The following is a 9,505-nucleotide window of genomic DNA, read 5'->3' as shown; positions in this document are numbered from 1 at the left end:
ATGCCCCGCAGGCGGCCCAGTGCATGCATGCGCGCCTGCCCGTGCTGCTGGAAAAACCCGTGACCGCCACCGTGGCCGAGGCCCAGCGGCTGGCCGCGCTGGCCGATCGCTGCGGCGCCCGGCTGCTGGTGGGCCACCACCGCGCCCACAGCCCGATCATGGCGCGGGCCGCAGCCCTCATCGCCCAGGGGCGGCTGGGCCGCCTGGTGGCCGTGACCGGTGCGGCCCTGTTCTACAAGCCGGACGCCTATTTCGAGGAAGGCTCCTGGCGTCGCGAGGCCGGTGGCGGCCCCATCCTGCTCAACATGATCCACGAGGTCCACAACCTGCGCATGCTGTGCGGCGACATCGTGGCCGTGCAGGCCTTTGCCTCGCATGCCACGCGCGGTTTTGCCGTGGAAGACACGGTGGCCATCAACCTGCGCTTTGCCAGCGGCGCGCTGGGCAGCTTTGTGCTTTCGGACACGGCCGCCAGCGCGCGCAGCTGGGAGCAGACCTCGCAGGAGAACAAGGCCTATGCCAGCTATGAGGACGAAGACTGCTACCTGGTGGCGGGCACCTTCGGCTCGCTGGCCATACCGAGCATGCGGCTGAAGACCTATGCATCGGCCGGCCAGCGCTCCTGGAATGAGCCCTTCGACCTGGATGTGGCCGCCATGGAGCGCGAAGACCCGCTGGTGCGCCAGATGGCGCATTTCGCGCAGGTGGCGCGCGGCCTGGCGCAGCCTCTGGTCAGCGTGCACGACGGCCTGCGCAACCTGCAGATCACCGAGGCCATTGCAGAGGCTGCCCGCATGGGCGCCGCCATCGACACCACGGCGTGACCCGGACATCACCGGCGCGCCATCCTCCATCCATGACATCAAGCCACGGAGCCTCCATGAAAAAGATCCTGATGCTGCACGGCATCAACCACAACATGTTCGGCCAGCGCGACCCCGCCCAATACGGCACGGTCACGCTGGCCGAGATCGACGCCTCGCTGCGCAGCCTGGGCAGCCAGCTGGGCTGCGAGGTGGACAGCTTCCAGACCAATTGCGAAGGCGCCATGTGCGATCGCATCCACCAGGGCTTTCGGGACGGCGTCGATGGCGTGCTCATCAACGCCGGCGCCTGGACGCACTACAGCTACGGCATCCGCGACGCGCTGGCCATGCTCACCGTGCCCGTGGTGGAGATCCACATGAGCAACATCCATGCGCGCGAGCCCTTCCGCCACCACTCGGTGTTTGCCGACATCGTCCGGGGCCAGATCTGCGGCTTCGGCGCGGACAGCTATCTGCTGGGCCTGCGGGCCGTGCTGTCCGCCGTCGCATAGGATGCATGGCGCGCAACTGGCCATGTATCGTCCTTCGAACTCCCTCGCTCGACGCGCCGCATGCCGTGACCAGGCTTCATTGAGATGAACTTCGCTGATCCCGGCCCGCGCCGCTCCGTTTCCTTTCTCCTGCTGCTGCCGCTGCTGCTGGCCGCGCAGCCGGTCGCCACCGATGGCTATCTGCCGGCGTTGCCCGAGATCGCGCGCGACCTGGGCTCGGCCAGCAGCAGCCTGACCGTGTTCATGCTGGCCTTCGGTGTCGCCCAGCTGGTGTGCGGACCGCTGTCCGACCGCTTAGGGCGCCGGCCCGTGCTGCTGACGGGGCTGGCCTGCTACACGGCAGCGGCGGCAGGCTGTGCGCTGGCGGGCAGCGCGGACGCACTGGTGGCCTGGCGCGCCGTGCAGGGCGCGGCCATGGCGGCCATCCTGGTGTGCGCACGGGCTGCGGTGCGCGACCTGTATCCGGCCCATGAAGGGCCGCGCATCATGGCCCGCGGCCTGATGGGCCTGGGGCTGGTGGCCCTGGTGGCGCCGATTGCCGGTGCATGGGGCGTCCAGGCCACCGGCTGGCGCTGGGTGCTGGTGGCGATGGGCGTCTACTCGCTGGCTTTGCTGGCACTGTGCTGGCGCACTTTCAGCGAGACGCGGCAAGTGCCAGCGGAGTCTGCCCCGGTCCTCGCATCCGTACCCGTATCCGTATCCGCTGGCGGTGTGCGCCAGGTGATCGCCGACCCCGGCTTTTGCGCCTGGACGGCACTGGCCGCAGCCACCTACGGCGGCATCTTCTGCTTTTTGCTGCTGTCGCCGATGGTGTACGTCGACCTGTTCGGCCTGTCGCCCGTGCTCTACGGCTGGATTCCAGCGGGCGGCTCGCTGGTCTACATCCTCGGCATCACATGGTGCCGGCGCCTGCTGTCGCGCCACGGGCCGGTGCGCACGGTGCAGCTGGGCGCTACGCTCAGTCTGCTGGGGCCGTGCATCCAGATCGCCGGCTGCGTGCTGGCGCCGACCTCGCCCTTTCCACTGCTGCTGGGGCACGCGGTGTATGCACTGGGCCATGGCCTGCACCAGCCTTGCGGCCAGGCGGGCGCGGTGGGTGGCCTGCCGCCGCAGCTGGCTGGGCGGGCCGTGTCGTGTTCGGGCTTTGCGATCATGTGCGTGGCCTTCTGCGCCGGCCAGCTGGCGGCGCAATTTGTCGATCCGACCATGCGCCACGGTGCCTGGCCGATGGTGTTGCCCATGGCGCTGGCGGGCGTTGTGCTGGTCCTCATCGCCTTTGTCTGGCTGCCGTGGCTGTACCGGGTGCCGTCAGCGCAAAGGGTTCAGCCCCGGTCATGACACTGTTCATGCATCCGCGCGGTATTCCCCCCGATGCTTCATGAACCGGTGGTAGGACATGCGCAGGTGCAGCTGCATCACCTGGCGTGCCAGCTCCCCGTCCCTGGCACGTATGGCGATCACCAGGTCGCAGTGGTGGTGCAGGCTTTGCACCAGCTCTTCGGGCGTGTAGATGTAGAACGACCGCTTGATGATCGGCATGTCGATCATCGTCGCCAGCATGGTCTTGAGGCGCGGCGAGCCCGATGCCTCGATCAGCGCGTGGTGAAAATCCCGGTTGGCTGACTGCACCTCGCCAATGCCGTCGTGGCCAGCGGCAATGCCGGCCTCCATGCGCTGGTTGCTGGCCGCCAGCTCATCGGCCAGCCCCTCGCCGCCGCGTGTGGCCGCGAGGAACGAGGCGTACGGCTCCAGCAGCATGCGCAGCTGGAAGGTCTCCTCCACATCCCAGTCGCTCCACTCCGACACGCGGATACCCTGGCCCGCGCCATCGGTGGCCAGGCCATCTTCCACCAGGCGGTGCAGCGCATTGCGCACCGGCGTGCGGCTCAGTCCCAGGTCGCGGGCAATGGGTTCCTCCTTGAGCTGTTCGCCGGGTCGGTAGTGGCCGCCGATGAGCCGCTGCCGCAGAACCTCGTACGCCTTGTCTTTCACGTTTTGCACTGTGTTTGCACCAGGTGGGTGGGGATGGTGCGCCGATTCTAGGTGACGACGGAAGGGCTCGCTGCGGTGCTCTTCATCCAGAAAAGTACAAAATAAGTACAAAAATTCGCAGTTCTACGGGAAATCTCTATGAATGGATCTGGGGTGCACTCCATAGACTGCGATCAATGTTTTAAATTTGTACTTTTATGAAGTTCGCAATACTGGGTGGTGGAATGGTCGGCGCCTGCTACATGCAGGCCTTTTTGGAGCAGGGGCACAGCCTGGTGGGCCTGTGCGACCTGCAGCCCAACGCTGCGGTGGCCGACGCCGTGCAGGCCGCTGGCGCGCAGGTGCATGCCGCGCCCGGCGCCTGGCTGGCCGAGGCCGACGTGGTGGTGAGCGCCGTGTTCGGCACCGTGGCGCGCAGCCTGTTCGAGGCCTGCCTGCCCCATCTGCGCGATGGCGTGGTCTATGTGGACATGACCACGGCCGACCCGCAGGAGATGCGCGAATGCGGCGAGCTGGCCCGGCGCGTCGCCCAGGGCAGGGCGGTGCACTTCGTGGACGTGGCCATCACCGGCGCGGTCAACCTGGGCGGCAGCAAGACGCCGCTGCTCGTGGCCGGTGGCAAGGCCGGTTTTGTACAGGAATTGTTCTTGCCCTTTGGCGGCTCCGTTCGCGTGGTGGGCGGACAGCCGGGCGATGCCGCCGCGCTCAAGCTCCTGCGCAGCATCTACACCAAGGGGGCCGAGGCGCTGGCCGTGGAGTGCCTGGTGACGGCCCAGCAGATGGGCCTGCGCGAGCAACTGCATGCCGTGCTGCAGGACATCGACGAGACACCGCTGCGCACGCTGATGGAGTCCATGGTGCGCACGCACATCCCGCATTCCGCACGCCGCCGCAACGAGGTGGCCGAGGCCCGGCAGCAGATGGCCCGCAACGGCCTGACGCCCATCGCCTTGACCGCCGTCGAGGCGCTGTTCGCCGACACGGCCCGGGCGCATGCGGTGCAGCCCTTCACCGGCACCTCCACCGACGAGGCCATCGATTGGCTGGGCAGCCACGTGCTCGCCAGCCAAGCCTGATCAACGTACCCCTGCGCCAACCGACACCACCAAAGGAGACATCCGCAATGACGACCCCGACCCGACGCCGCCTGGCCCTCGCCGGCCTGCTGGCACTGACCGCTGCCGCCATGGCTCCGGCCCATGCCCAGGGCACCTATCCGCAGCGCCCCATCAGGTTCATCGTGCCCTTTCCGGCCGGTGGCGGCACCGACAACCTCACGCGGCTGGTCGGCACCAAGCTCACCGAGGCCCATGGGTGGGCCATCGTGGTGGAGAACAAGCCCGGGGCCGGTGGCAACCTGGCTCTGGACCAGGTGGCCAAGGCCCCCGCCGACGGCCTGACCCTGGTGATGGCGCAGACCGACAACGTGGTGCTCAACCCGCTGCTGTACTCCAAGCTCACCTACAACCCCGACAAGGACCTGCGCGCCGTGGCCCTGGTCGCAGCCGGCCCGGCCGTGCTCGTGGTGAATGCCGATTCCCCGTACAAGTCCCTGGACGACATCATCCAGGCGGCGAAGAAGGAACCCGGGCGCCTGAGCTTTGCCACGCCGGGCACCGGCACCATTTCGCACCTCATCAGCGAGGCCTGGCAGAAAAGCTCGAATGTGAAGTTCACCCACGTGCCGTTTCGCGGCATGGCGCAGGCCATGCCCGACCTGCTGGGCGGGCGCATCGACATGTACATGGGCTCCATCCCCACGCTGCTGTCGCACATCCAGTCGGGCAAGGTGCGCGCCATCGGCGTGACCACCGCGAGCCGCTCCAAGCTGCTGCCCGACGTGCCGACCTACACCGAATCCGGCATCAAGGGCGTGGAGCTGGCCAGCGTGTGGGGCGTGATGGCCCCGGCCGGCACCTCCGACGCCATCGTCAGGCAGCTCAACGAAGCCATCAACAAGGTGGTGAACGCACCCGACACGGCCAGGAAGATCGCCGACTCCGGCGCCGAACTCATCACCGGCACACCGCAGGACATGGCCAGGCTCTACGCCAGCGACCGCGCACGCCTGGCACCCATCGTCAAGAGCTCTGGCACCACGCTCGATTGAGCGGCACGGCTTTCATTCCATCCACTCTGAGCACCACACCATGATCGGTCTTCAAATTCTGAAGCGGCAACGCGCTGTCAGCCTGGATATTGCCAGGCGCTATCTCGACGTGCCTGTCGCCAACGTCAGCGACTGCATGGCCCGCATGACGGCTGGCGGCGCGCGGCTGCGCCCCATGCACGGCGGCGGGCGCATGGCCGGCCCCGCGTTGACCATCAAGACACGCCCGGGCGACAACCTCATGCTCCACAAGGCACTTCAACTGGCCAGCCCAGGTGACGTGATCGTGGTGGATGCGGGCGGCGACGTCACCAACGCACTCATCGGAGAAATCATGGTCGGAGACGCCATGCGTCGCCAGCTGGGCGGGATCGTGATCAATGGCGCGATCCGCGACGCGGCATGGATTCGTGCAGGCAGCTTCCCGGTATTCGCCGCGGGCGTCACGCACCGCGGACCCTACAAGGATGGCCCGGGCGAAATCAATGTGCCTATCGCCATCGATGGCATGGTGATCGAGCCCGGTGACCTCATGATTGGCGATGACGATGGCTTGCTGTGCGTACCCTATGCGCAGGCGCAGACCTTGCTGGATGCAGCACACGGAAAGCAGATGGTTGAGGCCAAGATGGTGGCCGACATTGCTGCCGGTACCTACAGCGCGCCATGGATCGACGAGACGCTCAAGCGTCTGGGCTGCCCGATTCAGCCGTAGCGCCGGCGCTGCAGCATCCATCCTGCACCCATCCATCACCCATCACCCATCACCCGTCCGCCTCAGGCCTCGGCCAGCGCCTTCAGATGGCTTTCCAGGCCACCCGTGCCGCTGGCCGCGTTCACATGGTCGAAGTAGCCGTACCAGCCGCTGGCCTTGATGCCCGCCAGCAGGGCATCGCGCGCGGCAGTATCGGGAAAGCGCCAGATGCCCAGGAAGCGGTGCGGGCTGGCCTGGTCCAGGCCGCGCTCGGTCTCGGCCAGGGCCAGCACCTGCACGCCCATGGCAGCCAGGCTGCCCATGGCGCTGGCAACCCCTTCCAGAAACTGCTGGCGCTGCGCGGCGGGCAGGGCCAGCCAGGCGGGGTTGGGGGAATAGAGCTCGACCAGATAGTGGGACATGGTGTTTCCTGGGGTTGAGGCGCTGTGCGCCAGGTGTGTTGTCGGCATATTGTATGGTGGCTAATCATATATTTTCCTGATGAAACACCTTGGAGGGAAATGCTGCCACCGCCGTCCTGGCGACCGGTCGGCCCTACACTGGCGCATGCACGAATTCAGGGTGATGGTTGTCGGGGGATATGGCTTTTTCGGCAGCCGGCTGGTGCGCCGGCTGGCACGGCAGAAGGCGCTGCACATCGTGGTGGTGGGCCGCTCGGGCGCCAAGGCACAGGCCTTGGTCGATGCGCTTTTGCCCGATGCCCATGCCGGGCTGTCCGCCGTGGCGGTGGACGCCATGGACCCGGGGCTGCAGGCCCGGCTCCAGGAGCATGGTATCCATCTCCTCATCCATACCTCAGGCCCTTTCCAGGGGCAGGACCATCGCGTGGCACAGGCCTGCGCCCATGCGGGTGTGCACTACGTGGACCTGGCCGATGGCCGCGACTTCGTCGGCGGCATCACCGCCCTGCAAGCCGCTGCGCTGGCCCGGGGCGTGCTGCTGACCAGCGGGGCCAGTTCCGTCCCCGCACTGTCCACGGCGGTGGCCGATCGGCTGGCAGGCGGCATGGCCTGCGTGGATTCCATCGACATAGGCATCAGCCCCGGCAACCGCACGGAGCGCGGCCTGTCCACGGTGGCCGGCATCCTGAGCTACTGCGGCAAGCGCCTCGCGTCCGCTGGCCCGCAGCCGGTGTTCGGCTGGTCGGGCAGCTGGCGCCACCGCTATCCCGAGCCTGTGGGGGCGCGGCTGCTGTCGCCCTGCGATGTGCCTGATCTGGTACTGCTGGCACCCCGGTATGCGGGCAAGCCTGGCGTGCGTTTTGGCGCGGGGCTGGAGTTGGCATTTCTGCACAGGGGCATGAATGCCATGGCCTGGCTGGCGCGCCTGGGCCTGGTGCGCGACTGGTCGGTGCACGCCGCGTGGCTCAAGCGCGCGGCGGACTGCTTCAAGGACTGGGGCAGCGATGCGGGTGCCATGCATGTGTGCGTGCGTGGGCGGGACGCACAGGGCTTCGTGCAGGAGCGCCTCTGGGTGCTGGTCGCCGGGTCGGGCGACGGCCCCTATGTGCCCACGCTTGCCGCCTCGGCCCTGGCGCGGAAGCTGGCGGCAGGCCAACTGCCCGCTGTGGGCGCCATGCCCTGCATGGGCCTGCTGACCCTGGAGGATTTCGAGCAGGAGGCCCGTGGCCTGGACATCCGCATGAGGGAGATCCATCCATGAGTCGGAGGCTGTCCATGTACGAGCAGGCCATGGGCGAGCGCTTTGCCCGGCTGGACCCCGCCGTGCAGGCCTTCCACCGCCTGACGGGCCGCCATGAGCTCCATGGCTGGGTCCGCACCCAGGCGCCGCAGTCCCTGGCGGCCCGGCTGCTGGCGCTGTGTCTGGGCACGCCGCTGCGCGCCAGCGAGGGGCCCATCCGCTTCGCGCTGCATGCCCAGCCCCAGCGTGAGGTCTGGACCCGCCACTTTCCCGCGCAGACCATGCGTTCCAGCCTGCGCCTGCAGGACGGGCAGATCATCGAATCCCTGGGCGCAGCGCGGCTGAGCTTCGGGTTGGAGGCCGATGGCAATCGGCTGGTGATGCGCCTGCGCAAGTTGCGCTTTCTGGGCATGGCCTGCCCGGCCTGGCTGGAGCCGCGCATCGTGGCCGAGGAGCGCGGCGAGGGGGATCGCCTGCATTTCCACATCGAGGCAGCCGTGCCCTGGGTGGGCGTGGTCGCCAGCTACAGCGGGCATCTGCAATTGCCCACGGTGCGGCAAGACACTTCAGTGCCCAAGGAGGGCGAATCATGATTGTGGTGTTCGACGGCCAATGCCTGCTGTGCAATGGCTGGGTGCAGTTTCTGCTGAGGCACGACAGGCGCGGCAGGTTCCGCTTTGCCTCCATCCAGGGCGAGGCCGGCGGCAGGATGCTGGCCGATGCAGGCCTGCGGGTCGAAGGTCTGCAGACGCTGCTGCTGGTGGATGGGGACCGTTCCTGGCAGCACACGGACGCCATCCTGCGCGTGCTCCATGGCCTGGGCTGGCCCTGGCGGCTGGCATGGGCGGCGTGGCTGATTCCCCGCCCCCTGCGCGATGGGCTGTACCGCTGGCTGGCCCGCAACCGCTACCGCTGGTTTGGCCGCAGCGCGCAGTGCATGGTGCCCGATCCGCAGGTGGCCGCGCGCTTTCTGGACTGAGCGGCTGCGGCCCGCCTGCATGCAGACGTCCACCAATCATTTCTGCTTTGCATATGCGGCAGGCGTGTTTGCGCCAAGCGGAGTCGGCCCTTAGGCTGGCGCGCTTTGCCAGCACCATGTCCAGCCCTGCCACAAGCTCCCCTTCCCAATCCGGCGCATTCGCCACTTCCCCCCAACCCGCCACGGCGTTGCACCGTGCCACGCCCGCCACGCTGGCGGCCGTGCTGGAGCAACTGCCCCCGGCCCAGGCCCGATGGGCGCGCGCCGCAGGCTTTGATGCGCAGCCGGGCCGCATCCTGCTGTTGCCTGGCATGCAGGCTGAAGTGCAGAGGGAAGGGCAGAGCGAGGGCACTGCCCTCGCTGGCGTGCTGGTCGGCGTGGACCCGGACCAGCTGCTGTGGCAGCTGGCCGGCCTGCCGGCGGCGCTGCCGCCCGGCACCTATGCGCTCGCCGATGCGGATGAGGCTCAGAGGCCGCATCTGCTGCTGGGTTGGGCACTGGGCGCGCTGCCATCGACCCGCCAGGCGCGGCAGTCGGATGCGGCAACCGCTCCATCACTCGCTCTATCACTCGCTCGGTTGGTGGCAAGCCCCGATGAGCAGGCCGCCGTCGCGCCAATGGCTGCCGCCATTGGCGAGGTGCGGCGGCTGGTCAACCTGCCTGCCAACCAGCTGGGTCCCGAACAGCTGGCCCAGGCCGTGGCCGACCTGGCCGCGCGCCATGGCGCGCGCTACCGGCAATGGGACGCGG

General features: G+C 68.1%; 11 protein-coding genes and 1 pseudogene. 10 read left to right on the top strand and 2 right to left on the bottom strand.

The annotated features are described in order from the left end of the window. From L995_RS24420 to L995_RS24410, 3 genes are all read left to right on the top strand, one after another. Positions 1-824: Gfo/Idh/MocA family protein (locus L995_RS24420; RefSeq protein ID WP_047473995.1), on the top strand; the 824-nt coding region annotated here is incomplete at its 5' end. A gap of 56 nt (positions 825-880) precedes the next feature. Further along, the gene (gene aroQ / locus L995_RS24415; RefSeq protein WP_013801830.1) at positions 881-1,318 is read left to right on the top strand and encodes a type II 3-dehydroquinate dehydratase; all 438 of its coding nucleotides are present in this window, start codon (positions 881-883) and stop codon (positions 1,316-1,318) included. An 84-nt stretch (positions 1,319-1,402) separates the two neighbouring features. Beyond that, positions 1,403-2,656, top strand: coding sequence for an MFS transporter (locus tag L995_RS24410; protein ID WP_047473993.1), 1,254 nt, complete (start codon positions 1,403-1,405; stop codon positions 2,654-2,656). A 6-nt stretch (positions 2,657-2,662) separates the two neighbouring features. On the opposite strand, the gene L995_RS24405 is transcribed toward L995_RS24410, so the two are convergent. Next, complete coding sequence (locus tag L995_RS24405; protein WP_047473992.1) at positions 2,663-3,319, bottom strand: GntR family transcriptional regulator; 657 nt, start codon at positions 3,317-3,319, stop codon at positions 2,663-2,665. Positions 3,320-3,507: 188 nt separating this feature from the next. Here L995_RS24405 and L995_RS24400 point away from each other — a divergent pair, with 188 nt between their 5' ends. The 3 genes from L995_RS24400 to L995_RS24390 are packed head-to-tail and all read left to right on the top strand — an operon-like array spanning position 3,508 to position 6,135. Further along, entirely contained in the window at positions 3,508-4,386 is an 879-nt protein-coding gene (locus L995_RS24400; protein ID WP_082001621.1) for an NAD(P)-dependent oxidoreductase, read from the top strand. Between the two features lie 47 nt (positions 4,387-4,433). Continuing rightward, positions 4,434-5,420, top strand: a complete 987-nt coding sequence (locus L995_RS24395; protein WP_016450417.1) for a Bug family tripartite tricarboxylate transporter substrate binding protein — start codon at positions 4,434-4,436, stop codon at positions 5,418-5,420. Between the two features lie 40 nt (positions 5,421-5,460). Beyond that, positions 5,461-6,135, top strand: coding sequence for an RraA family protein (locus L995_RS24390; protein WP_047473990.1), 675 nt, complete (start codon positions 5,461-5,463; stop codon positions 6,133-6,135). 62 nt (positions 6,136-6,197) lie between these two features. Here L995_RS24390 and L995_RS24385 read toward each other — a convergent pair whose 3' ends face one another. Further along, entirely contained in the window at positions 6,198-6,536 is a 339-nt protein-coding gene (locus L995_RS24385; RefSeq protein WP_047473989.1) for a DUF6616 family protein, read from the bottom strand. Positions 6,537-6,681: 145 nt separating this feature from the next. Here L995_RS24385 and L995_RS24380 point away from each other — a divergent pair, with 145 nt between their 5' ends. From L995_RS24380 to L995_RS24365, 4 genes and pseudogenes are all read left to right on the top strand, one after another. Beyond that, positions 6,682-7,797 carry a saccharopine dehydrogenase family protein gene (locus L995_RS24380; protein WP_013801836.1) on the top strand — a complete coding sequence of 372 codons (1,116 nt, stop codon included), beginning with the start codon at positions 6,682-6,684 and terminating at the stop codon, positions 7,795-7,797. Next, positions 7,794-8,369: a DUF4166 domain-containing protein gene (locus L995_RS24375; protein ID WP_043821221.1), complete on the top strand. Its 576-nt coding sequence runs from the start codon at positions 7,794-7,796 to the stop codon at positions 8,367-8,369. Before L995_RS24380 ends, L995_RS24375 begins: the two co-directional genes overlap by 4 nt. Further along, the gene (locus L995_RS24370; RefSeq protein WP_013801838.1) at positions 8,366-8,755 is read left to right on the top strand and encodes a thiol-disulfide oxidoreductase DCC family protein; all 390 of its coding nucleotides are present in this window, start codon (positions 8,366-8,368) and stop codon (positions 8,753-8,755) included. The genes L995_RS24375 and L995_RS24370 overlap by 4 nt, the downstream gene beginning before the upstream one ends. Before the next feature lie 116 nt (positions 8,756-8,871). After that, positions 8,872-9,505: pseudogene (locus L995_RS24365) on the top strand (leucyl aminopeptidase); the annotation flags it as partial.

Source organism: Delftia sp. ZNC0008 (genome assembly GCF_000799035.1).
GTDB classification, from domain to species: Bacteria; Pseudomonadota; Gammaproteobacteria; order Burkholderiales; family Burkholderiaceae_C; genus Comamonas; species Comamonas tsuruhatensis.
Note: the sequence above shows the minus strand (reverse complement) of the source record. Positions and strands in the feature narration are given on the sequence as shown.

Bases quoted from the DNA above. Each gene is read 5' to 3' on its own strand.
- aroQ (WP_013801830.1), top strand. From the start codon at position 881: ATGAAAAAGATCCTGATGCTGCACGGCATCAACCACAACATGTTCGGC.
- L995_RS24410 (WP_047473993.1), top strand. From the start codon at position 1,403: ATGAACTTCGCTGATCCCGGCCCGCGCCGCTCCGTTTCCTTTCTCCTG.
- L995_RS24400 (WP_082001621.1), top strand. From the start codon at position 3,508: ATGAAGTTCGCAATACTGGGTGGTGGAATGGTCGGCGCCTGCTACATG.
- L995_RS24395 (WP_016450417.1), top strand. From the start codon at position 4,434: ATGACGACCCCGACCCGACGCCGCCTGGCCCTCGCCGGCCTGCTGGCA.
- L995_RS24390 (WP_047473990.1), top strand. From the start codon at position 5,461: ATGATCGGTCTTCAAATTCTGAAGCGGCAACGCGCTGTCAGCCTGGAT.
- L995_RS24385 (WP_047473989.1), bottom strand. From the start codon at position 6,536: ATGTCCCACTATCTGGTCGAGCTCTATTCCCCCAACCCCGCCTGGCTG.
- L995_RS24380 (WP_013801836.1), top strand. From the start codon at position 6,682: ATGCACGAATTCAGGGTGATGGTTGTCGGGGGATATGGCTTTTTCGGC.
- L995_RS24375 (WP_043821221.1), top strand. From the start codon at position 7,794: ATGAGTCGGAGGCTGTCCATGTACGAGCAGGCCATGGGCGAGCGCTTT.
- L995_RS24370 (WP_013801838.1), top strand. From the start codon at position 8,366: ATGATTGTGGTGTTCGACGGCCAATGCCTGCTGTGCAATGGCTGGGTG.